Origin of the sequence: Alkalibacterium putridalgicola, assembly GCF_040959045.1 — a bacterium.
In the GTDB taxonomy this organism is placed as follows: Bacteria; Bacillota; Bacilli; order Lactobacillales; family Carnobacteriaceae_A; genus Alkalibacterium; species Alkalibacterium putridalgicola.
Genome location: NZ_CP162615.1, coordinates 541983 through 565409 on the forward strand (window position 1 = coordinate 541983; position 23427 = coordinate 565409).

The 23427-nt window shown below is 41.9% G+C and carries 20 protein-coding genes and 1 other RNA gene; 18 read left to right on the top strand and 3 right to left on the bottom strand.

Going from position 1 to position 23427, the window contains the following annotated elements:
* Positions 1–84 precede the first annotated feature (84 nt).
* Entirely contained in the window at positions 85–444 is a 360-nt protein-coding gene (locus tag AB4027_RS02770; protein ID WP_091486721.1) for a hypothetical protein, read from the top strand.
* A 39-nt stretch (positions 445–483) separates the two neighbouring features.
* Here AB4027_RS02770 and AB4027_RS02775 read toward each other — a convergent pair whose 3' ends face one another.
* Complete coding sequence (locus AB4027_RS02775) at positions 484–1347, bottom strand: helix-turn-helix domain-containing protein (protein WP_091486718.1); 864 nt, start codon at positions 1345–1347, stop codon at positions 484–486.
* Between the two features lie 100 nt (positions 1348–1447).
* Between AB4027_RS02775 and tadA the strand changes: the two genes are divergently transcribed.
* The gene (gene tadA / locus AB4027_RS02780; protein ID WP_368645883.1) at positions 1448–1942 is read left to right on the top strand and encodes a tRNA adenosine(34) deaminase TadA; all 495 of its coding nucleotides are present in this window, start codon (positions 1448–1450) and stop codon (positions 1940–1942) included.
* A gap of 49 nt (positions 1943–1991) precedes the next feature.
* Here the strand turns inward: tadA and proC are convergent, their stop codons facing one another.
* Positions 1992–2795: a pyrroline-5-carboxylate reductase gene (gene proC / locus AB4027_RS02785; protein WP_368645884.1), complete on the bottom strand. Its 804-nt coding sequence runs from the start codon at positions 2793–2795 to the stop codon at positions 1992–1994.
* Between the two features lie 145 nt (positions 2796–2940).
* Here proC and AB4027_RS02790 point away from each other — a divergent pair, with 145 nt between their 5' ends.
* The 11 genes from AB4027_RS02790 (at position 2941) to ffs (ending at position 11546) form a co-directional block, all read left to right on the top strand.
* Positions 2941–3975 carry a branched-chain amino acid aminotransferase gene (locus AB4027_RS02790; protein WP_368645885.1) on the top strand — a complete coding sequence of 345 codons (1035 nt, stop codon included), beginning with the start codon at positions 2941–2943 and terminating at the stop codon, positions 3973–3975.
* 79 nt (positions 3976–4054) lie between these two features.
* A complete protein-coding gene (locus tag AB4027_RS02795) occupies positions 4055–4459 on the top strand; it encodes a secondary thiamine-phosphate synthase enzyme YjbQ (RefSeq protein ID WP_091486708.1) in 405 nt (134 codons plus the stop codon).
* Between the two features lie 577 nt (positions 4460–5036).
* Positions 5037–5306, top strand: coding sequence for an autorepressor SdpR family transcription factor (locus tag AB4027_RS02800; protein WP_368645886.1), 270 nt, complete (start codon positions 5037–5039; stop codon positions 5304–5306).
* Entirely contained in the window at positions 5303–5890 is a 588-nt protein-coding gene (locus AB4027_RS02805) for an SdpI family protein (protein ID WP_368645887.1), read from the top strand. Before AB4027_RS02800 ends, AB4027_RS02805 begins: the two co-directional genes overlap by 4 nt.
* Before the next feature lie 184 nt (positions 5891–6074).
* Complete coding sequence (locus AB4027_RS02810; RefSeq protein WP_368645888.1) at positions 6075–6974, top strand: ABC transporter ATP-binding protein; 900 nt, start codon at positions 6075–6077, stop codon at positions 6972–6974.
* Positions 6967–8250, top strand: coding sequence for an ABC transporter permease (locus AB4027_RS02815; protein ID WP_368645889.1), 1284 nt, complete (start codon positions 6967–6969; stop codon positions 8248–8250). Before AB4027_RS02810 ends, AB4027_RS02815 begins: the two co-directional genes overlap by 8 nt.
* 250 nt (positions 8251–8500) lie before the next feature.
* A complete protein-coding gene (locus tag AB4027_RS02820) occupies positions 8501–8986 on the top strand; it encodes a hypothetical protein (RefSeq protein ID WP_368645890.1) in 486 nt (161 codons plus the stop codon).
* Positions 8987–9155: 169 nt separating this feature from the next.
* A complete protein-coding gene (locus tag AB4027_RS02825; protein WP_368645891.1) occupies positions 9156–9371 on the top strand; it encodes a hypothetical protein in 216 nt (71 codons plus the stop codon).
* A 183-nt stretch (positions 9372–9554) separates the two neighbouring features.
* A complete protein-coding gene (locus tag AB4027_RS02830) occupies positions 9555–9761 on the top strand; it encodes a hypothetical protein (protein ID WP_091486688.1) in 207 nt (68 codons plus the stop codon).
* A gap of 106 nt (positions 9762–9867) precedes the next feature.
* Positions 9868–11277 carry an ISLre2 family transposase gene (locus AB4027_RS02835; protein WP_368645792.1) on the top strand — a complete coding sequence of 470 codons (1410 nt, stop codon included), beginning with the start codon at positions 9868–9870 and terminating at the stop codon, positions 11275–11277.
* A 179-nt stretch (positions 11278–11456) separates the two neighbouring features.
* An RNA gene (gene ffs, locus AB4027_RS02840) (signal recognition particle sRNA small type) lies at positions 11457–11546 on the top strand.
* 245 nt (positions 11547–11791) lie between these two features.
* Here ffs and AB4027_RS02845 read toward each other — a convergent pair.
* Positions 11792–12652: a DUF368 domain-containing protein gene (locus tag AB4027_RS02845; protein WP_368645892.1), complete on the bottom strand. Its 861-nt coding sequence runs from the start codon at positions 12650–12652 to the stop codon at positions 11792–11794.
* Positions 12653–12979: 327 nt separating this feature from the next.
* Here AB4027_RS02845 and dnaX point away from each other — a divergent pair, with 327 nt between their 5' ends.
* From dnaX to AB4027_RS02870, 5 genes are all read left to right on the top strand, one after another.
* Positions 12980–14725 (top strand): DNA polymerase III subunit gamma/tau, encoded by a 1746-nt coding sequence (dnaX, locus tag AB4027_RS02850; protein WP_091486683.1) that lies wholly within the window; start codon positions 12980–12982, stop codon positions 14723–14725.
* A 22-nt stretch (positions 14726–14747) separates the two neighbouring features.
* On the top strand, positions 14748–15065 hold the full coding sequence (locus tag AB4027_RS02855) for a YbaB/EbfC family nucleoid-associated protein (RefSeq protein ID WP_091486680.1): 318 nt from the start codon (positions 14748–14750) through the stop codon (positions 15063–15065).
* Between the two features lie 63 nt (positions 15066–15128).
* Positions 15129–15725 carry a recombination mediator RecR gene (gene recR / locus AB4027_RS02860; protein ID WP_091486677.1) on the top strand — a complete coding sequence of 199 codons (597 nt, stop codon included), beginning with the start codon at positions 15129–15131 and terminating at the stop codon, positions 15723–15725.
* A gap of 4 nt (positions 15726–15729) precedes the next feature.
* Positions 15730–15954: a YaaL family protein gene (locus AB4027_RS02865; RefSeq protein WP_368645893.1), complete on the top strand. Its 225-nt coding sequence runs from the start codon at positions 15730–15732 to the stop codon at positions 15952–15954.
* A 421-nt stretch (positions 15955–16375) separates the two neighbouring features.
* Positions 16376–23059 carry a 5'-nucleotidase C-terminal domain-containing protein gene (locus tag AB4027_RS02870; protein ID WP_368645894.1) on the top strand — a complete coding sequence of 2228 codons (6684 nt, stop codon included), beginning with the start codon at positions 16376–16378 and terminating at the stop codon, positions 23057–23059.
* Positions 23060–23427 lie beyond the last annotated feature (368 nt).

Consider the following 23427-nt stretch of genomic DNA (forward strand, 5'->3'; position numbering starts at 1 on the left):
CCTCTGTATAATCGTTATCTTTAGTATTCTGCAGGAATGTTTGATAAGATGAATATATTCAAAAGATGAAAGGACGGAGATACTATGCATCAGGATCATCAGTTGGACGACAATCAGAAAAATATTTTAATCGGAGTAGGTGTAGCATTTTTAGTTGGCTTGATCACGCTCTTGTTTACGTCAGATTCGGCTAAAACAAAGACGAAATCAGCAGTCAACCGTCAGAAAGCCAAACATTATGTTGGAAGTAAATTCCATGGTAATCATAAGGCAAAAAGCGTCGTGAATAAATTATCTGATGATGAAATCAGTAACCTTCTTGGAACGGTCGACAAAGTCAACGACCTGGAAGGGAAATTCTCAGAAATGACGGATGATCTTAAAGATTTCATGCATGACAAAAAAAGAGAGTCAAAAAAAGTCATGAGAAAACTTAAAAGATAACAAAAAAAGAGACTCTGTAGAGTCTCTTTTTTGCGTTGATCATAACACCAGTAAATAACATAAAAGTAGATCATTCATATTTCTTAACGATAAGCCGGTTGTTTCATAGAAGCGGTCCATACGGTACTGCAGGGTGTTTCTGTGAATGAACAACTGCTTGGCGGCTACACTGATATTCCCCTGACTTGTCCATAAGGCTAGGATCAGTTCTTTCCAGTCTGGCTGCTCATCAAGCTGTTTTTTTAACTCCTGCATCAGAGTACTGCGCGACAAAGCTCCTTTTGTAAAATATCTCAAGGCAACATCGGAGAGAGAACAGATCCGGTCGTGCAGATGAGACACTTCTTCCTGGAATATACGCTGTTCTTCTTTGAGAATTGCTTTCAGAGAATTGTCCGGTGACCAGAACTGTCCGATATAGGCATTGGTACGAATGGAAAAATCGTCCTCGAGTGTTTTCAGCATGCCGTAGATCTCTTCCTGGGTAAGCGTTTGAGACGTATTATCCTGAATGATGTAGCAAGCATCTTGAGTGACAAAAAAGACATCCAGTACGGGTTCAAAAAGATGCGTGATGGAATCGATCCAAATGGAATAATCGAACTGATCATCCATTTTTTCTAGCACAAGCTGAATCAGACGGACAGGATGAGTGGTCTGAGGGGGATATTCCCGGTTTCCCTCCATAAAATTGAACCACTTAGACTGGGATGCAGGAAACGTGTCAGGCTGGATCTCCTCTTTTAAAAGATTAAGTATGCTGATTTCTTTATCGTCTAACGATTTCTTTGGTATATGGATCCATTGATTTTTATAGGGGATTCGGAGCGTATCTTCTTCCATGAAAGGATGTTTACTTAAAGTTGATTCAGGGTAGAGTTTTTTTAACTTGGAAAAATCCAATGTATTTCCTCCTTAATTATGCTATCCTTATTCTACCACTGTTTATACGATTTAGAAACTGACCTATGTAGAAGTAAGAATGAAAATGGAGCGGAAAGACATGTCTGAATTTACTGAGAAAGACATCCATAAATGGATGAATGAGGCAATCAAAGAGGCTGAAAAAGCCAGAGCGATCGATGAAGTACCTATCGGGGCCGTCGTTGTCAAAGACGGTGAAATCATCGGCCGGGGACATAACCAGCGAGAAACATCGCAGAATGCGACGACGCATGCAGAGATGATTGCTATACAAGAGGCTAACGAAACACTTGGCAACTGGCGACTTGAAGACTGCCATCTCTTTGTCACACTGGAACCTTGTGTCATGTGCAGTGGGGCAATCGTTCTGGCACGGCTGAAAAGTATCTACTATGGCCCGAGCGATCCCAAGGGCGGTGCAGTCAGGACTCTGATGCAGGTTCTTGAAGACGAACGGCTCAATCATCAGTGCGAAGTACACGCTGGGGTTATGGAAGAGGAATGCCGTTCACTTCTGACGACGTTCTTCAAAGATTTAAGAGTGAGAAAGAAGAAAAATAAACTGGAAAAATAAACGGGACCCTGTATCAAAGCCTCTTGCCTTTGATACAGGGTCTCTATTACTATTCTGCGTTCTTTTTTGTCATCTCTTCATTTTTTTCGATCATTTTATCGACTGCTGTGATCAGTGAAGAAGAGAAGTCAGATTCCAGTAAACTCAATACCGCCTCAACAGTGATGCCACCCGGAGAAGAAACATGATCGATCAGGTTCCACGGTGAGTCCGAGGCTTCCTTGACTGTTTTTCCACTTCCCAGGACTGCCTGAGCAGCGATCTCAGTGGCTTTGTCCTTTGGCATGCCGTATTTGACTGCCGCACGCGCCAGTGTGTCGATGAACAGAAAAACAAGTGCAGGGGAACTGCCGGCTAAAGCAATGAAGATACCTAACTGGTCTTCCGGAACCATCATAACTTCTCCGACCGCATTAAAGATGATTTTGGCTTTAGCCATATCTTCTTCAGTGACCTGTTTGTTTTCAACCAATGCTGTCATTGATGCATTAACTTGTGCATTCAGATTAGGCATCGTTCGGATGCACTGGTCAGCGGGGATATACTGATTCAACTGATCGCTTGAATAACCGGCAACGACGGATAACAGCAGCAGGCCGGCAGGAAAAGTCAGTTCACTCAGGACCTGGTCTACCTGATGAGGTTTGACCGCCAGCAGAATAACGTCTGACTGGTCGACGACTGCCTGATTTGAAGCCATACCGTTTATGTGCCACTCTTTTTCAATGGCCAGACGACTTTCCTCTGAACGGGTGGAGAAAAAGAGATCGTCTTCTTTCAGTACTTCATTGTCTATCAAACCTTTTGCAATCGCCCGGGCCATATTGCCAAAGCCGATAAATCCTATCTTCATACGTGATCATCCTTTTTGATTTATTTGTTCCAGTTTATCATACCTTGGATGAATAGTTTAAATTTAGTTGAAGATAAACATCTGCATTCATTTTTGGTATAATGGAAAACGTAAGAAAATTTGGGGAAAGAATGGGGATTCATTTATGCAGAACGAAAAAGGAATAAAACAGATCGACTGGGAGAACTTAGGTTTCTCTTATATTAAAACAGATTACCGCTTCTTATCACACTATAAAAACGGTCAATGGGACGAAGGCTCTTTAACGACAGACAATACGCTTCACATTTCAGAAGGGTCTACGGCGCTGCACTACGGACAGCAGTGTTTTGAAGGCATGAAAGCTTATCGGGCAAAAGACGGATCGATCAATCTTTTCAGACCCTACGAAAATGCCAGAAGAATGAGACAGAGCTGTGAGCGCCTGCTCATGCCTAGTTATTCGGAAGAGGCGTTCGTTGAGGCTGTAAAAAAAGTGGTCAAAGCAAATGAAGAGTGGGTCCCTCCATACGGATCGGGCAGTTCTTTGTACATTCGCCCGTTTGTGATCGGTGTTGGAGATAATATCGGTGTCAAACCGGCAGAGGAATACATCTTTTCGATCTTTGTCTTACCAGTCGGTGCCTACTTTAAAGGCGGGTTAAAACCCTCTAACTTTTTAGTTAGTTCATATGACCGTGCCGCACCCAGAGGTACCGGTGCTTCAAAAGTTGGCGGGAACTATGCGGCCAGCCTCTTGCCGGGTAAAGAAGCGAAAGAACGTCACTACAGTGATGCCGTCTATCTGGACCCTGCAACCCAGACAAAAATCGAAGAAGTCGGTGCCGCAAATTTCTTTGGAATCACGCACGATGACGAATTCATTACGCCTAAATCGCCTTCGATCCTTAACAGCATCACCAAACGGTCACTAATGTGGGTGGCTGAAAACCGCTTAGGTCTGACGGTTAAAGAAGGAGACGTCTATATCGATGAACTCGATCGTTTTAAAGAGGCCGGCGCTTGTGGCACAGCAGCTGTTATTGCTCCCATAGGCGGACTGCAAGTGGGTAATGATTTCCACGTGTTTTATTCGGAAGAGGAAGTCGGTCCCGTAACGATGAAGTTATATAATGAATTAGTAGGGATACAATTCGGTGATGTAAAAGCGCCCGAAGGATGGATCGTAAAAGTAGATTGAAGATGAATCGATTCTTTCTCTTTGGATAAAATCATCGGATTCGTTATGATTAAATCAAGAAGATAAAGGAGGAAGATAAATGACTTATTTAAAGAAGTTCTCTCTATCTACTCAAGATAAACAGGAATTCAAAGAACTGGATTCCTATCTGAACGAAGCCCTTGAAGAGAGCGGCGTCAAAGAAGGCATGATGCTCGTTTACTGTCCGCACACGACGGCTGGTATAACGATCAATGAAAATGCAGATCCGGATGTGAAAAAGGACTTGAAACGTGCGCTGGATGATACATTTCCGAATCACGATTATTTTGTCCACATGGAAGGGAATTCCGATGGTCATATGAAATCGTCGCTTGTCGGTGCCAGTGAATCCCTGATCATTCATGAGGGGGAAATTATCTTTGGTACCTGGCAGAGCGTCTACTTTTCAGAATTTGACGGTCCCAGACAACGGACCTTTTATGTGAAAATTATTGAAGGTTAAATCTTTATGCGAATAGTAAAAGGAGCAAGGCTGGGACTTTTTTCCAACCTCGCTCCTTTTAAAAATTTTATGCAGCAAGAGAAGTACTGTACTTAGTAATTGTGTTATATCGCAATCATTCCCATGAAAGTTTTAATGCTAACAAGTCATTAAACGGCTATTGGGACCACTTTCTGGAGACTTGCATGCATAAACTTGTCACTAAACGGCTATTACGACCCCTTTCTGGAGACTTGCATGCATAAACTTGTCACTAAACGGCTATTACGACCACTTCCTGGAGAATCGCAGCATAAACTTGTCACTAAACGGCTATTGCGACCACTTCCTGGAGACTTGCAGCATAAACTTGTCACTAAACGACTATTGCGACCACTTTCTGGAGAATCGCAGCCTGAATTGGTCGCTAAATTACTTCTGAGACAACTTTTTAAGTGGATTTTGTTGGATTCACCACTATCTTGCCGGAAGAGAGGATGAATCTGTTCATCCTCTCTTTTGTGTTGACAAAAGTTAGGGTTTGGACTATATTATATTTAACTAAACGGTTAAATAGTTAAAGAGAGCAGGGTTTAAAATGAGCAGCGTATTCAAAGCGTTGAGTGATCCGACGAGAAGAAAAATCCTTGCTCTCCTGCGGGACAGAGACATGACGGCAGGAGAGATAGCTGAGCGATTCGACATATCTAAACCGGCTATTTCAAAACATCTGGATATTTTAAAAGAAGCTGAATTAGTGAGTGCCGAGAAAAAAGGACTGTACCGTATTTATTCCATCAATCTAACAGTGCTGCAGGAAACATTAAGTGGATTTATGAATCTTTTTGAAAAGGAGAATGAAGAATGAAAAAACCAGCAGTTATCTGGCCGCTCACTATCATTGCAACAGTGATCATAGGTCTAGGTCTATTTGTAGAAGGAAGTGAATGGCGCCTTATATCGATCGGTATAGGAATCATATTGGGGCTGGGGATAATGGATATTTACACACCTAAGATCGCTCAGTTATCCGCATCTAATCCGAAAGTGAAAACGATGAGACGTTTGAATCGGCTATTTATAATGTTTTTTACTGGAGTATTCTTATTTCTGATCTGGTACCCCGATGCCGGCTCACTGATTATGGAAAACGAAAATGGTCTGGCCTTTATCGCAACACTGGCGATCATGGGAATCATTGGAAACACTGCACCAAAACTGCCGTTTAACCGGTATATGGGGCTCCGTCTGCCTTGGACAGTACGTGATGAGGAAACATGGAAAGCTGCGCACAAATGGCTCGGCTATATAACATTTCCAATCATCCTGATTATGATCATCGCTTACTTTCTAAATATTGAACTGATCGAAGTGGTGAAATACGGTATTCTTTCCTGGATAGTGATACCTGGTATTTACTCTGGATGGATCTATTATAAGAGAATGAGCTGAAGGTGAACTTTAGGCTCCATCCGATAGTTGGTCTTGTTTAGTCACTGAAAATGTGACTAAAAAGTGATAAATAGTACTTTAGTAGGATGCAAATATACATGAATTATTATACAATATAACTGTTCTCATGTTTTATTCTGGATGCTGGAGAACAATACATAAAAACATAGAAAGAAGGAAGAACATGCTAGAAGTTAAAGATCTGACGAAAACGTTTGGATCGCTTACTGCAGTGGATGACTTGAATTTTACGATCAAGCCCGGTGAGATCATGGGACTGATCGGTCAGAATGGTGCTGGTAAGACAACAACGTTTCGTATCATCTTGAATTTATTGACCCCGGATAGAGGGCATGTGCTCTGGAACGAACGATATCTGACAACAAAGACATTTAATAAAATAGGTTATCTGCCTGAAGAACGTGGCTTATATCCGAAAGTTTCAGTTGAAAACCAGCTACTCTACTTTGCTCAGCTGCGCGGGAAGAAAAAAAGTGAAATCAAACCGCTGATCGATCATTGGCTGGAAAAATTCGAGGTCAAAGGTAAAAAGACGGATAAAGTCAAGACGCTGTCTAAAGGGAATCAGCAGAAAGTGCAGTTGATATCGACATTGATTCACCAGCCGGAACTGATCATTCTAGATGAACCGTTCAGTGGGCTGGATCCAGTCAATGCTGAACTGCTGGAAGATGGTATCCGAGAGGCCCAGGCTAATGGAGCAAGTATTATCTTTTCAAGTCACAATATGAATAATGTGGAAGAACTGTGTAACAGTCTCATCATGTTGAAAGACGGCAAACCGGTCCTGAATGGAACTGTTCGAGACATCCGTCAGCAGTTCGGACGGACAAAACTTTTCTTAGAATCCGACTTAACGCCTGAAGAACTGCGCCAGTTTCCTGGTGTACAACGGGTCGAAAAAACAAATGACGGTATTGACGTGGCTTATCTGACTGAAACGGAAGATGGTAAAGCCATCTTCGATGCAGCAACTAAGAATGGCTATATCCCAACATTCAGTCAGCAGCCTCCGACACTGGAAGAGATCTTTAAACGATTGGCGGGTGAAAAGAATGAGTAAATACTGGGTCATTACAAAGGAAGTTTATAAAAAGAACGTGAAATCATTCGGATTTGCGGTTATGGTACTGTCGCCTTTACTTGTCTTTGCCTTCATTGCGGGACTGACGTATTACTTTTCTCAGGAAGAGCAACAGGCCCCGGATGTATCGATTGCTGTATTAACTGAAAACGAAAGCATTAATCAGATTTTTTCAAATGAAGAATGGGGCTTTGAGATCGAGAAAGAAATCGGGACGGAAACTGAGGCTGAAGAAGCATTACTCGATGAATCGATTAGCGGCTACCTTGTAGCGGAAGTTGAAAATGGAACGATCGATGCACAACTTGTTTATACGGATGACATGTCTGAGCTGTTACCGATCATTCAGGAAGCTTTATCGAATTATCAGACGATGGTGAGAGCTGATCAGCTCGAACTGGCACCGGAAGAAGTTATGGCGTTATCAGAACCTGTCATGATCGACGAACAGTTCGTCAATGTTGAAGAAGGAACCTTGACCCAAGAGGAATTTTCTGACCGTATGATCCAGCAGGGTGGCGCCTATTTCGTCAGTATAGCCATCATGATCTTTATCATGACTTATGCCGGTATTATTGCTGAAGAGGTTGCCAGTGAAAAAGGTACACGAATTATGGAGATCATTTTGTCCAGCGCGAGTGCGACGAATCACTTCTTCGGTAAATTAACTGGTGTCATGCTGATTCTACTTACTCAAATAGCCATTTATGCTGTGGTGGGATTCGGCGCATGGTTATACTTTAAAGATGCCCAGATCGTTCAGGATCTGATCGGAGGCGTAGATGTGGCTGCTATATTCCAGGAACTGATGGGGTATACACTCATTTTCTTTATTGTGGGTGTGCTTATGTATGTGGTGCTGGCAGCGTTCTTTGGCTCCCTGGCTACCAAAATGGAAGATGTGAACAAGGCAGTGACGCCTATCGTCTTTCTGGCGCTGACAGGGTTTTATGTCGGGATATTCGCCTTTACTGCTCCGGATAACATGTTCGTTGCCGTCTTTTCGTATATTCCACTCTTTACGCCTTTTGTCATGCCGTTCAGGATAGCAGCGGAAACGGTATCGACCTTTGGTGTCTGGATGTCGATCATCGGGACTGTTGGATTTGCCATCGTGATATCATTTATTGCTCTGGCGTTCTATCGTTCTAATGTACTGATCTATTCTGATACCAACTTACTGGGAACGATCAAACGTTCATGGAGTATCATGCAGAGTAATAAAAAGGCAAAAAAATTGAATCATTCTGCCTGATTATTTTCTAACAAGACAATAAAATCATGAATTTTTTTAGAAACATCCTGAAGTGTGTAATAGCATGCTTCAGGGTGTTTTTGTATATCCATTTAGACTAACACGCCTAATGCAGTCAAAGTGATATTGATTAAAAAAGAAAGTACATATAATTGACTCTATCAGTTGTGATTGGTTATTATGAAAGTGCTCACCTTATTTAAGATATATACTAGAAAAAATAATATATTCTGTGTATAATGAGAATGAGGTGAGAGAAATATTAAAATTAAATGAGCTAAGTGAGCAGGAGAAAATGCAAAGATATAAAGTTATGTACACTATACCGTCTTTGGCAATCTTGATGCTGCTTTTATCAGCGGACTTCAACTATATTTTTATGTCATTTATAGTTGTTGCTTTTATTCTAATAGAACTGATTATTTTTGGCTTGATGGATTCAAAGTATGACTATTCATTAAATGGTTTTTTAAAAGATAGTTTGTACTTAATGCTGTCTAGTTTTGTTGTGACTTACATTGCCGTACCATTAATATTTTCTGTAGTGACGAAAAATATAAATTTATCAGATACTATTTTAAACGGATTGAACTTTTCAGTTTCAATGTTCCTCCTGTATGGATCCTGGTTCATTATTGTAGCGCTGCAAAGTAAGAGGAAAAAGAAGACGGAAAGATGGAAATGGGAAATAACGAGAATTTTTTACGACAATAAGAAGTTTGACAAACCACAATAAAGCCGGTCGGTAACGGCAGTAGTAAACTGACGAAAATGAAATATCATAAAAATGATAACTTAACTATGAAGAGGAGTATTTCACATGATATTACCAGATAAATGAACTTGAAGAATTCAGACCGGAACGCTTCAGTGACTGGCATTCAAGTCCGACCGATGAGATTCAGATGAAACTGCTAGCTCATGGTGGCGGCGATTATTATACTGGACACCGCTGTCCGGGTGAATTCAATACCGTTCGGGCCATGGAAGTTGTTGCGGATTATTTAATTAACAACGTCTCATATACTGTTCCAAATCAGGATATCGGGTTCAGTATGGTGAATATCCCTACCGTTCCCAAAAGCGGTATGATCCTCGAAAATATCGATTATATTGGCTGATATCTGATCAAAGGATAAGGCTAAACTGAAAAACCGCAGGAATAAGGTCGTCTATTGACTCTGTTCATACGTTTTTTTTAGGCTCATCGTCCAGTAAGCTGATGAGAATAGTCTGGACCATAATTAAACTGGCAAAGCGATAACCGGGATGGTAAACTATATCTTGACTAAGGAGTGACTTTGATGAAACGATTTATGTGTCCGGCTTTCAGTATCGGGTTTTATCTTCTGTATTTTCTGATCCTTCAGGGGATCACCTATTTACTGCCTGAATCGGGACTAACGACGACCTTCATACTGTTATCAGTTTTTCTTATTATCCCAGTACTTGCTTCCAAAAGCAGCTCACGAGTCATCCGCGCCATCAACGGTGTCAGCTGCTCTTTTTAAACTATGTGTAAAATAAATGTCGGAAGAGGGAAAATCCGACCTAGACAAAAAGAAAGAAGACCCTTAATCTAGAGATAACGACAACGCTAGAGAAAGAGGTCTTCTTATGAATGAAATTATAACAGAAATCATCGAAACGATAAAGGATTCTTCCACATTATTAGAAGGAGAATTAGCCCTGGAGAGACTTTTACAACAGGTGAATCAACAATTGCTTAACGCAGCCTTTAAACAGATTGATTTAGAACTGCTTCCGAAATATAAAGAGCAGGGATATGAAATTGATAGTGTACCTAAACGTACACTTCACATGACCGTTGGTCCTGTAGAGATTGCAAGACATCGTATGCGAAAAGAAGGCGAAAAAAGTGTCATTCCTTTTGATCAAGCTGTCGGCCTAGAGCCACGTAAACGCCATTCTCCTCTTGTCGAAATGAAAGCAGCTCAAATAGCTTCTGATGGAACTTATCGCAAAGCCGAAGAAGCGATTGATCTGCTTACGCCGTTTTCATTGAGCCATACGACTATACATAAGATGACTCAAAAAATAGGTACAACTATCCAAGAATGGACGGATACGGCCCCTCTTCAAGACGAAACGGCTCAAAAGGACAAGACTAAGACGCCAGTACTGTTTATCGAAGGTGATGGTTTAATGCTCACTAAAGGTAAAGAAAAGAAACGTCCTGAAATTCATCGTGTTCAGTTCCATGAAGGTGTTGAGTATAAAGGCAAACAGAAAAGGCCCGTTTTAATTAATTCGAGAATGTTCGAGAGCACTATATCGAGTTCAGAAGCATTTAAACGCGCAAGTCTATGGCTGGAATCAATCTATGACTTACGGGAAACGATTGTCATCTCTAACAGTGATGGAGGTAGTGGTTACGATAAAGATAAATTCTATCGGATTATCGGAAAATGCCAGCGTCATGAGCATTTTAGAGATGCCTATCATGTCAATGAAAAAATCAAACAACGGATGTATTTTGATAAAAAAATGGAAGAAAAAATGAGGAAAGCTGTGCGTATATACAATCTGGATCTGGTTGAAGCGATTATAGCGACGACTGAGAGTCGTATCAAAGGCAACGATGAAAAAGCAACGGAATATAAAGAAGAACTTTCAAAATTAAAAGCCTACCTATATAGAAATTGGGACAGTCTTAAACCCTTAAAAATGAGAAACCTACCTGTAAACGGAGGACTAGGTGTATGTGAGAGTAATCATCGCCCTTATAGTTATCGCATGAAACGACAAGGCCGAGGGTTTTCAGCTCAAGGTGCTGGAAATGTCGCAGCGATCATTTCTGCACGAAAGAATGGAACGTTTCTCCGAGCGCTAACCGAAAAGATTCCCGAACTATTAACGGAACTCCAACCGGAGTTCAAAGGCGCTGTACGAGCAGCTTTGAAGAAAAGCAAGACAAAACCATCAATCGGTGTAAAAATTGGGAGTATAGCTAATTACAGCTCTTCATCAAGTCCTATAGGACAATTGCAAAAAATGTTTAGTTAAAACCCTCTTTCTCAATCGTATTGGGAGCTCAAAGAGCGATCAAGCAATTGAGAAAGAGAAAAAATAAAAACAGTGTTTCAGATTTCTAGAATAAATTTCCGAGATTAACTTTACACATACCTTTTTAAATTTATACTGGAAAAAAATATCTACTTGTGCTATTATAATAAGTGCCGAGAGGCCACATGACAATGGCGGGCATATGAACCGTGTCAGGTCCGGAAGGAAGCAGCACTAAGTATCGCTCCGCCATGTGTTATGTGAATACATAGCCATGAATACTTTAAACCTATTCATAGATAGAGATGCTCCTTATTATAAGGGCATCTTTTTTTTACTGTTTTATTTAGAAGCCAACAGTTTACCTTTTCAAGTGAGTAGGATAAAAACTAAAGACTTCTTAAAGTAAGTCATCTTGTTTTCAAGCGAAAATCCCCACATCGACATATATCGACATAGGGATTTTCAATTATACTGCTAGTGCTGGATCGGCTCGGAACTTAACTTGCTGGTCTTATTCTGTCTTATAAGTGTTTTCCAGACGTCCCATCCATAACCCAAGGGCCAGTCCAGCAAGAAAAAGCAGAATGACAAGGCCATAGTCAAGAGCAGTCAGATCAGCATACATCTCGATCGAGGGAGCGATGATCGCTGTAGAAGCGACGACGACACCGAATACAAAGTGAAACACGGTTGCATAGGCAATACTTAACAAGTATCTGATAGCTTTTGCAAAGAGAAACACGCAGATGACTGCTCCGATAGCGACTGGAATCAGGATTGAAAAATTAAGCAGTCGGATAGCTTCCGTCAAAGGCTGATAGAGGTTCAAGTAGATAAGAAAGTTTGACGGGCTGAGGCCTGGAATGATAAAACCAGATGCAAAGATAGCCCCAGACCATAACCAGGTCAGAATATTCTGCTCCACTTGTAAGTCCAGGTTCTCGTTTGCCCATAACAAAAGGACAAACATGATGACAGCCGTAAGAACAGCTAAAGCGATGTGACAAGGTTTTCGTCCATTTTTCCCCGCTTCCCTATACAAAGTAGGCAGCGTGCCAAGAATAGCGCCGATAAAGGCCCAAAGGACATGGACCGGGTAGTACTGCAGCCCAAAGTCCAGCGGATAGGATAAGACGAAGACGCCTAAAAGTGCACCGATACCGACCGGCAAAAAGTAGCGGATCCATTTTATAAATTCATTCGCGATATCTGAAATGAATAAGATGAGCGGCTCGTACAGACCAAATACAGCTGCCAGAGCCCCACCGCTGACTCCCGGAAGGATCGCTCCTGAACCGATGAGCATACCCTTAAGTACGCGCAGCAGCCAGTCAATGATCTGGAACCGGCTTGTTTCTTCATGATTTTTCATGGCATAGTTTCTCCTTCGTCCAAAGAAATTGACATTTATGTAGTTTAATCGAATCACTGGCAAGTTAAAGTTATTTTAACAGATTTAAACGGGAAAATAAAAGAACGTGTATTTATGTAAGTTGATACTGCCGAATTGGTCTTTCCCATCAGCTGAAGGATTGGTGACTGAATACTTAAATCCTGTATCAGCACAGCATAGAGACCGGGTTTTAAAAAATTGTTTATGTTTATTCACTGGCTAGAAAATTCATAAAAAGTTTTTGAATTAGACAGGAATTCACCTATAATAGTAGAGAGACCGATTTTGTGAGAAAAGAGGGGAAACATGAGCTATCAAGCGTTATATCGTGTCTGGAGACCCCAGCGATTTGAGGATGTTGCGGGCCAGGAAGCTGTAACCAGAACCTTAAGGAATGCATTAAGTCATGGGAATACCAGCCATGCATACTTGTTTTCCGGGCCTAGAGGAACAGGAAAAACAAGTGCTGCTAAAATTTTTGCCAAAGCAATGAATTGTCCGAATGCTGTAGATGGGGAACCGTGTAATGAGTGTGATTTGTGTCAGTCGATCACTCAGGGCAAACTTGGGGACATCATAGAAATCGATGCAGCAAGTAACAACGGTGTGGATGAGATCCGTGACATCAGAGAGAAAGCGAACTATGCACCGACAGAGGCTGAGTATAAGGTCTATATCATCGATGAAGTGCATATGCTCTCGATGGGGGCCTTCAATGCGCTGCTCAAAACACTGGAAGAACCGCCGATGAATGTCGTCTTCATTCTGGCAACGACTGAACCACATAAAATACCGCTGACGATCATTTCCCGGACACAGCGTTTTGACTTCAGACGGATTTCACCTCAGGATATCATCAAGCGGATGACCTATATCCTGAACGAAAAACAAGTTGAATTTGATCCGGATGCCTTGATGAGCATTGCCAAAGCTGCCGAAGGCGGTATGCGTGATGCCTTGAGTATCTTAGATCAAGTCATTTCGTTCTCAGATGGCCGAGTCACTCTGGATGACACGCTTCGGATCACCGGCAGTATCACTCAGGAGCTGATGATCGATTATTTAACTGCGGCATTGAATCACGACACCGAAAAAGGTCTTGGTCTTCTTCATCAGATGATGCAGGAGGGGAAAGACGCTAACCGTCTAGTTGAGGATGTCATTCTGTTTTCCCGGGATATTCTTATTTATCAGAAAACCGAGGATGATACGCTCCTCAAGATGAGTAAAGTGGATGATTCATTTAAAGAATTGATCGCAGGAGCACATCCGGAAAAAATCTATGATGTCATCCGTATCATGAATCAGACTCAACTGGAAATGCGGACATCGACACATGCAGAAGTGTATCTTGAAGTCGCGACCGTGCGTCTTGCACAGGCTACGCCTCAGGCAGCGACCGTTTCAGCACCTCAAGCGACTGTGCAGAAAGACACCAGTGACAGTCAGGAGATCCGTTCACTAAAAAACAAGCTGAACCAGATGCAGAAAGCTATCGAACAGATGCAGAAGACCAGCTCAGATAATAACGGCGCAGCTGCACCGAAACGTCAGCCGACCCGGAAAAAATCAGGACAGACGGCGTTCAAAGTCAACACACATCAAGTATTTGGTATCCTGGAACATGCCACGCGGGGGGATCTGGCGAAACTGAAAGATGTCTGGCCGGACCTGATCAATGCTTTGTCGACCAGTCAGAAAGCGATCATGAATACGTCTAAACCAGTGGCCGCAAGTCCCAACGGTTTGGTCGTCACCTTTGATTATGATATTCTATGTGAAAGAGCTGCCAGTGATACCTTCCTGATCGATGCGGTCGGAGATTATCTGGAAAAAGTTATCGGTCACCGTGCCGATATGGCGACAGTCCCTTCTGCCAAATGGCTGGAAGTCCGTCAAGCCTACATCGATCAGATGAAGAGCGGCAGCCAGGAAGGAAACACCGACGAACAGGAGAAAGAAGAAGTAACGCAAGAGTCCGAAGAAATGGAAGCTGTCGTAAGTGAGGCAGTGAATCTCTTCGGAAAAGAAAATGTAACCATAAACGACTAAATTATGAAAAGGATGATGAAATATGCGTGGAATGGGAAATATGCAGGGTATGATGAAAAAAATGCAGAAGATGCAGAAAGAAATGGAACAGAATCAGGCAGCCTTGAATGAAAGAGAATTTACGGGCACTGCCAATGACGATCTAGTAACCGTCACATTCACCGGTGACAAGAAATGTAAAAAAGTATCGATCAAAGAAGAAATCGTTGATCCGGAAGATGCAGAAATCATTGAAGATCTGGTTTTGCTGGCTGTCAATGATGCCCTAGGAAAAATCGATGCTGAAACAGAAAAAGTAATGGGGAAATATTCTAAAGGTCTGGGTATACCTGGAATGTAAGAATAAGTAAAAGAGTGAAAGCCTCAACTGAGATTGAGGCTTTCTTTTAGAAAGGAAACGGTTATGCATTATCCAGAACCGATTGCACAATTAATGGAGAGTTACATGAAACTACCGGGGATCGGCGAAAAAACCGCTGCTCGCCTGGCTTTTTATACGGTCAATATGCAGGAAGAAGATGTCACACGATTCGCAAAGTCCTTGATCAGTGTGAAGCGGGATTTGCAGTATTGTTCGATCTGCGGGAATATGACGCAGAACGACCCGTGTGATATCTGTGAAGATAAAAATCGTGATCAGTCTGTCATTTTAGTTGTGGAGCATCCGAAAGATGTCATTGCCATGGAAAAAATGCAGGATTTCAAAGGACTTTATCATGTTCTGCATGGTGTGCTGTCTCCAGTCGAAGGCACAGGTCCGGAAGATATCAATATTCCCGTTCTGATCAAACGACTGCAGAAAGACGAAGTAAAAGAAGTGATCATTGCGACGAATGCTACGGCCGAAGGGGAAGCGACAGCAATGTATCTATCCCGTCTGATCAAACCTGCCGGCATCAAAGTTACCCGTCTGGCTCACGGGCTATCTGTCGGCAGTGATATCGAATATGCAGATGAAGTCACACTGCTAAAAGCAGTAGAAGGTCGAAGAGAGATGTAGGTGCATGATGCCATTATTTAAAAGAACAAGTAAATTAAAGCGTTCCTATGATGAAAAATTAGTGGAACTGATAAGCAGACAGAGAAACCAGTTTGAATCTTACGAGAAAATAAAAGGGATGGCTGTTGACGACCAGCCCGAGTGGCAGGCTCACTATAAACTTCAGAAAGCAACCTATTATTATCTGTTCAAAGAAGCTCGAATCAGAAAGATAAATGGAAATATTTAAAACTGAATATTGTTTTTTAAAAAAGCCGACCATTATATTCGGCTTTTTTTGTTTACAGTTAATAGTCGTTTGAGAAATTTATTTTAGTAAAAGATGCCCAAAGTATAGGGTTTTGGATAGGATAACACTATTTTTTAAATGAAAGCGTTAACATTGTTATTTCTGTAGATTAAACTATTAGATACGAGCGATTATAACCGGAAGTTATATTAATTTAAAATATAAACCAACTCATGTAATCGCTAACAAAGATTCCCGATGTGCTCTGATATCTTTTAGGGCTCTTGCATAGGTTTCTTTTATTACTTTTACAAACTCTAAACATTTATTATGTCAATACACATCTAAGGGGGGATATTCTCTGAAACACAGCTACATATTAAATAAATAGAGTAAAACATATTGATAAGGAGAGAATTGAATGCACAACAATTGGCGAAAGAAATATAGTTTTTCCCTGGCAACAATGCTCCTGTTAAGTTCGTTTGCCCAAACGGCTGCACCGTTAACGGCGTATGCTGAGACGGAAACAGAATCTAAAACAACTGAAGTTGTCGATCCAGACGCAGGCAAAGTGGATGAAACTGCAGAAGGAACAGCAGATGAATCCAAAGAGGCTGCCGCTGATCCAGTAGTGGAATCAGGCGAAGAATCTTCAGCTGAGTCAGGATCAGTTTTGCTAATGGCAGCTGAAACTGATGCGACGATTTCAGTAGCAGATGCTTTGTTACGCGGCAGTGATCAGAATGAAGCCGTCGTAAGAGGATATATAATCGGTCATGCATCAAGTGCAAATCAATTGTCAGAGGATGGCAGTCAGTCTGACTCTAATATTGTTTTAGCGGACAGCCCTGACGAGATTGATCCGGTAAATTGGATAAGGGTGAAATTAGATAGTGGTTCTCCTCTTCGTGATGAGTTCGGACTAGCATCCAGGCCAGAGCTGAAAGGGAAAGCGGAGGTTGTAGTTTCTGGAAGTCTAATAGAATATTTTTCGACAAATGGAATTAAAAATGTCGCAGATATAGAACTTCTGAATCCTGATGAAATCCCTGAACCTGCACCACCAGTAGAGCTGGATCTTCTGACGATTGAAGACGCACGTGCACAGAATCTAGAAGAGCAAGTAAAAACAAAAGGTATAGTGACCGCAAAATTAAGCAGTACCGTTCAAATTCAGGACGAGACAGGTGCGATTGCATTATTCCCAGGTGATTCATTAGATGTCGAATTGGGCGATGAGATAACTGTTGAAGGTGCCCTTGATGAGTTTAATGGGTTACTACAAATTAAAAACCCAACTGTCGCGGATAAAGTAGAAGGGTCAGAAGTTCCTAAACCAGTACCTTTAGATGGCGTTGAACTTAAAGACCATCAGTCTGAATTAGCGATTATGGAAAATATCGAAATAACAGCAGAAGATGGAAAGAACTATACTGCGAAGGATAAATCGGGAACGGAATTCACAATCAGAGATGAAAATGGCAATCTTGGTTTAACAGTTGGGACGATTTATGAGTCTATCACCGGAATTGTCTCTTATTATAATGCTGTTCAGCTGATACCTCGAGACATTAACGATGTCATAGAAGACTCAAACATTGTTATTCCTGTAACTGCCAGCCATGATTCAGGAAACGTTCCAATGGATACAGAGATCACCCTGTCCTCTCGCACGTCTGGTGTAACAATCTATTACACCACAGACGGTTCTGAACCAACTGAATCAAGTACTGTATATACAGAACCGATCACTTTAGAAAACGATCAAACTATTAAAGCAATTGCAGTAGTGGACGACAGAAAAAGCGAATTATCTGAATTCACTTACACTGTTGTAGATATTACTGAAGGAAATAAAATACATGAGATTCAAGGCGAAGCACATTATTCTCCAATGGATGGAGAAAATGTTTACAACGTAAAAGGTGTCGTCACTTATGTATATGAACTTAACAATGCATACTATTTCCATATGCAGACACCGGATGATATGACAGATGGCAATGACAACACATCTGAAGGTATCGTTGTTTATACAGGACGAAATGACAGTGGAGTAAAAGTCGGCGATCTGGCTGAAGTTACAGGTCGGGTTTCTGAATACCAGATAGATGGTTACGGTGATAAATCAGAAACTGATCTGCCGGTCACTCAAATCAATGCTCTTGACGATAAAGGCGGAATTATCACAGTTACAAAAAGCAACGTTGATCTTCCGACTCCAATCACAGTTTCTTCAAGTGAAATTCCTGGAGAAATCAAAGGCGGAACAACACTAGACGTTTTTGATCCAGATGCCTACTCTTTAGATTATTGGGAAAGTATTGAAGGTATGCGTGTAGAAGTACAGCCTTCAAGAGCTGTTGCTCCGCAGGCATACGGGGATTTATTTGTTGCCACAGAAGACTACACACCTTCAAATACAACTGTCAATGGCGGGCTTCGTCTGTCTGAAGACGGACCGGATTCCAGACTGATTCCGTTCAAACTTCACCCAAATGATGATGCAGAAAATTTTGCCGTTAAAACTGGGGACAAATTTACTGAATCGATCGATGGTGTTGTTAACTACGGATTTGGCAATTACAAGATCTATTCAGATTTAGCAGACATGAAAGCTGCTCACGTTTCAGTCGAAGCGGCATCTTCAGCAACATCCATTGTTAAAAATGACTCCAAGTTAACTGTGGCTACCTATAATGTGGAGAACTTCTCGGCAAATATTGAGGAAACCTCAGATATAAAAGCTCAGAGAATTGCCAGCACATTCGTCAATGATATGAATGAACCAGATATCATCGGTATCGTAGAAGTACAGGATGATGATGGTGAAGAGGCTTCAAACTCTTCAGTAGCAGATGCAAGTTACCAGCGCTTAATTGATGAAATTTCAGCTGCAGGCGGACCAACATACGCGTATGCAAACATCGATCCTGAATACAATGCAGATGGCGGAGCTCCTGGTGGGAATATACGTGTAGGGTTCTTATATAATCCAGACCGCGTTTCATTGATCGAAAAAGATAAAGGTGGAGCAACTGAAGCTGTTGATTATGTTGATGGTGAATTAACACTCAACCCAGGTCGTGTCAACCCATCAGACTTTGAAGGGACAAGAAAACCTCTAGCTGCAGAATTTGAGTTCAATGGTGAGAGTGTTGTTGTTATTGCCAATCATTTGAACTCTAAACGCGGTGATGATCCATATTATGGTCAAGTTCAGCCACCACAATTTGACAGCAGAATCGAACGTAATCAGTTAGCACAGTCAGTCAACTCGTTTGTAGACGAAATACTGGCAGAGAATCCAGATGAAAATGTGGTTGTTCTCGGTGACATGAATGACTTCGAATTCTCAGAACCCCTGGAAATACTCGCAGGGGATGCATTAACTAACCTGACTAATAAAGTACCTGCAAGTGACCGTTACAGCTACGTTTATCAGGGTAATTCACAAGTGTTAGATCATATCCTGGTGTCAAATAATATTGCTGATACAGCTGAAATTGATATGATCCATGTCAATGCTGATTTCACTGACATGCACAGTCGAGCAAGTGACCATGAACCAGTCCTCGCTCAAATCGACTTACGTGAAACCTTTGACTTCTCAGTCATGCATATGAATGACACGCACGGCCGAGTAGAAAATTATCCGAACATGCTCACAGCTATTGAAGAATTCCGTGGGGAAAACCCTGACTCCATGCTTGTTCATGCCGGTGATGTGTTTTCAGGAACCTTATACTTCAATGAATTTAAAGGCCTGGCAGACTTAGCACTGTTAAGCATGATGGATATTGACGTCATGACATTCGGTAACCATGAATTTGACTTGGGTGATGAAGAAAATGGTCATCAGTCATTAGCTGAATTTGTAGAGAAAGCCAACTTCCCATTCTTAGGTACAAACGTTGATTTCTCAGAAGACAAATATATGGCACCTTTTGAACTAGATGAACTGTTAGAAGGAAATCCTGAAGATGGTAAAATCTATGAAACGATTGTTAAAGAGATAAATGGCGAAAAAATTGGGATTTTTGGATTAGTAACTCAAGATACTGAGAATATTTCAAGCCCTAGGGATGTTTCATTCTCGGATTTCGTAAATGCTGCTGAAGCTGCAGTTCAGTCTTTCGAACATGCTGGCATTAATAAAATCATGGCAGTCAACCACTTAGGCTTCGACACAGCACCAGAAGTCGGAAACGATATGAGAGTAGCCATGGAAGTGGACGGTATCGACGTTATTGTCGGTGGTCACTCACATTCAGAACTCGATGAACCGTATGTTGTTACTCACGATGATGAAGGTAATGAAAAAGAACCGACAGTCATCGTTCAAGGTGGGCAGTATGCCGGGAACTTAGGCACATTGAATGTTGAATTTGATGCTGATGGAAAAGTTATTGCTCAATCCGGTGCATTGTTAGACACAGGAGAATATCCAGCTGATGAAGACGCACTTGTTGCTTTGGCGAAATATAAAGACCGCGTTGATGAAATTGCTAACGAAAAAACAGGCGCTGTTGCTGTTTCAGAATTAGTAAATCCAAGACATGGTGAAGGCGATGAAATGAGTGTTCGAGCAGACGAAACGCGTTTAGGTAACTTGATTACCGACGCCATGCTTGCAAAAGCTCAGGAGAAATTCCCAGAAGCAGTGATTGCTGTTCAAAACGGTGGCGGCATCCGTGCCGGTATCAATGAAGGACCAATTACAGTTGGTGAAGTCCTGACAGTTCTTCCATTCGCTAATAACCCTGTGATCGCAGAGCTATCTGGACAGGAAATCAAGGATATTATGGAATACAGCGTTCGTCAGGCACCTGAAGAAAATGGTGGATTCCTGCAAGTATCTGGTATGGAATTCTACTTTGACAGTGCAAGAGATGCTGGAGACCGTATCGTAGAAATGTACATCGACAAAGATGGCGAACTGACAGAAATCGCCATGGATGTAATGTATCTTGTAACGACAAACGGTTTTACCGGTCAGGGCGGCGATGGTTTTGAAACATTTGCTCAGGCATTTGAAGAAGGCCGCGTCAGAGATATCGGTGAAGAAGACTGGCAGCAGCTCATCGACTACATGGTTGAAGACGAATACCTTGGTGGCGTCGTTGATCCTGAAATAGAAGGTAGAATCAATGACCTGAATGAAGGGGCAGAATTACCTGACGTGGATGACACATTTGAATTCTCAGTCATGCACATGAATGACACACACGGTCGTGTAGAAAACTATCCTTACATGATTTCTGCGATCGACGCATTCCGTGGTGAGAATCCAGATTCTATGCTAGTACATGCGGGAGATGTCTTCTCGGGAACCTTATACTTTAATGAGTATAAAGGACTAGCAGATCTTGCCTTACTCAACTTAATGGATATCGATGTGATGACTTTCGGTAACCACGAATTTGACTTGGGCGCTGAAGAAAATGGTCATGAGTCACTTTCGGAATTTGTAAAAGAAGCAAACTTCCCATTCTTGGGAACAAACATCGACTTCTCTCAAGATCCGTTTATGAATGAGCTCGAAACTAATGAATCCGTTGTAGATGATCCGGAAGATGGCTTGATATACAGCAGCATCGTTCAAGAAATAAATGGGGAAAAAGTCGGTATCTTTGGTGTAACAACAGAAGACACTGAAAATATTTCGAGCCCAATGCAAGTTGACTTTACAGATTTCATTAAAGCAGCTGAAGAAGCCGTTCAGGCATTCGAAGATGCAGGGATCAATAAAATCATGGCAGTCAACCACTTAGGCTTCGACACAGCTCCAGAAGTCGGCAATGATATGAGAGTAGCTATGGAAGTTGACGGCATTGATATTATCGTCGGTGGTCACTCACATTCTGAAATCGACGAACCGTTTGTAGTCACTCACGATGACGAAGGTAACGAAAAAGAACCGACAGTTATCGTTCAGGGCGGCCAGTATGCAAATAATCTGGGTACACTGACAGTTGAATTCGATGAAAATGGTATTGTTCTTTCACAAATGGGACAATTACTGGATATTGGCGAATATGAAGCTGATGAAGAAGCACTCAACGTTTTGTCAGAGTACAAAGAACGAGTCGATGAGATCGCTAACGAAGAAACAGGCGCAGTTGCTGTTGAAGCGTTAGAAAATCCAAGATTTGGTGAAGGCGATGAAATGAGTGTTCGTGCAGACGAAACACGTTTAGGTAACCTGATCACTGATGCCATGCTTGCTAAAGCTCAGGAGAAATTCCCTGAAACAGTGATTGCCTTCCAGAACGGTGGCGGCATCCGTGCCGGTATCGATCAGGGACCGATCACAGTCGGTGAAGTCCTGACAGTATTACCATTTGGTAATAACCCAGTTGTAGCTGAACTTTCTGGTCAGGAAATCAAAGAGATCATGGAACACAGTGTTCGTCAGGCACCTGAAGAAAACGGTGGCTTCCTGCATGTATCTGGCATGAAATTCTACTATGACAGCACACGAGAACCAGGTGACCGCATTGTAGAAATGTATATCGATCAAGATGGTGAGCTGACAGAAATCGCTATGGATGAAATGTATCTCGTAACGACAAACGGCTTTACCGGTCAGGGCGGCGATGGCTATGAAACATTTGCTCAGGCATTTGAAGAAGGCCGCGTCAGAGATATCGGTGAAGAAGACTGGCAGCAGTTGATCGACTATATGGTTGAAGACCAGTACCTTGGTGGTATCGTAAACCCTGAAATCGAAGGTAGAATCATTGATCTTATGGGCGAAGAATTACCAGGCCAAGACGGTGAAGACGGTCAAGACGGTCAAGACGGTCAAGACGGCCAGGATGGTCAAGACGGTCAAGACGGCCAGGATGGTCAAGACGGTCAAGACGGCCAGGATGGTCAAGACGGTGAAGACGGTGAAGACGGTCAAGATGGTCAAGACGGTCAAGATGGTCAGGATGGTCAAGACGGTGAAGATGCCGAAGACGATCAAGACAAAGACCAGGACGGGGAAGAGTTACCTGAAACTGCTACAAACACTTATCTGTATTTATTGTTAGGCGCATTCTCAACTGCTGTTGGTGCAGCAATGACAGTGTACAAAAAGAAATTTTCTAACTAATAAATAAACAGGAATTCAGGCCGATAGTGTAAAAACTATCGGCCTGTTTTTTTGTAAACAATTTAGTGTATTGGTCATCAAATAAGTAATGCATAAAAAACAGACGATGAATCGCTGCTTTTTGTTGACAGCCTGATCATATTTTATTAAAGGCTGGAAAAATAAAAAGGTTGGTTTCGATCGTCACTCCTGAATATTAGAAGTTAATTCTGAAAGACAATATGACCGCCGCTTTCTATCTGGAGTAAAGAGTGAAAACATGATATTCAGCTAGAGTGAAAAACGACCATGGGCAGGAGAAAGAGTATAGGGAAATGATCCTTATATACTGATAACACATAAAATTAGCTTTCTCTTTTGATTTTGGG

Excerpts from the sequence above, each read along its gene's own strand:
- AB4027_RS02770 (WP_091486721.1), top strand. The coding sequence starts at position 85 with ATGCATCAGGATCATCAGTTGGACGACAATCAGAAAAATATTTTAATC.
- tadA (WP_368645883.1), top strand. The coding sequence starts at position 1,448 with ATGTCTGAATTTACTGAGAAAGACATCCATAAATGGATGAATGAGGCA.
- proC (WP_368645884.1), bottom strand. The coding sequence starts at position 2,795 with ATGAAGATAGGATTTATCGGCTTTGGCAATATGGCCCGGGCGATTGCA.
- AB4027_RS02790 (WP_368645885.1), top strand. The coding sequence starts at position 2,941 with ATGCAGAACGAAAAAGGAATAAAACAGATCGACTGGGAGAACTTAGGT.
- AB4027_RS02795 (WP_091486708.1), top strand. The coding sequence starts at position 4,055 with ATGACTTATTTAAAGAAGTTCTCTCTATCTACTCAAGATAAACAGGAA.
- AB4027_RS02800 (WP_368645886.1), top strand. The coding sequence starts at position 5,037 with ATGAGCAGCGTATTCAAAGCGTTGAGTGATCCGACGAGAAGAAAAATC.
- AB4027_RS02805 (WP_368645887.1), top strand. The coding sequence starts at position 5,303 with ATGAAAAAACCAGCAGTTATCTGGCCGCTCACTATCATTGCAACAGTG.
- AB4027_RS02810 (WP_368645888.1), top strand. The coding sequence starts at position 6,075 with ATGCTAGAAGTTAAAGATCTGACGAAAACGTTTGGATCGCTTACTGCA.
- AB4027_RS02815 (WP_368645889.1), top strand. The coding sequence starts at position 6,967 with ATGAGTAAATACTGGGTCATTACAAAGGAAGTTTATAAAAAGAACGTG.
- AB4027_RS02825 (WP_368645891.1), top strand. The coding sequence starts at position 9,156 with ATGAAACTGCTAGCTCATGGTGGCGGCGATTATTATACTGGACACCGC.
- AB4027_RS02830 (WP_091486688.1), top strand. The coding sequence starts at position 9,555 with ATGAAACGATTTATGTGTCCGGCTTTCAGTATCGGGTTTTATCTTCTG.
- AB4027_RS02835 (WP_368645792.1), top strand. The coding sequence starts at position 9,868 with ATGAATGAAATTATAACAGAAATCATCGAAACGATAAAGGATTCTTCC.
- AB4027_RS02845 (WP_368645892.1), bottom strand. The coding sequence starts at position 12,652 with ATGAAAAATCATGAAGAAACAAGCCGGTTCCAGATCATTGACTGGCTG.
- dnaX (WP_091486683.1), top strand. The coding sequence starts at position 12,980 with ATGAGCTATCAAGCGTTATATCGTGTCTGGAGACCCCAGCGATTTGAG.
- AB4027_RS02855 (WP_091486680.1), top strand. The coding sequence starts at position 14,748 with ATGCGTGGAATGGGAAATATGCAGGGTATGATGAAAAAAATGCAGAAG.
- recR (WP_091486677.1), top strand. The coding sequence starts at position 15,129 with ATGCATTATCCAGAACCGATTGCACAATTAATGGAGAGTTACATGAAA.
- AB4027_RS02865 (WP_368645893.1), top strand. The coding sequence starts at position 15,730 with ATGATGCCATTATTTAAAAGAACAAGTAAATTAAAGCGTTCCTATGAT.
- AB4027_RS02870 (WP_368645894.1), top strand. The coding sequence starts at position 16,376 with ATGCACAACAATTGGCGAAAGAAATATAGTTTTTCCCTGGCAACAATG.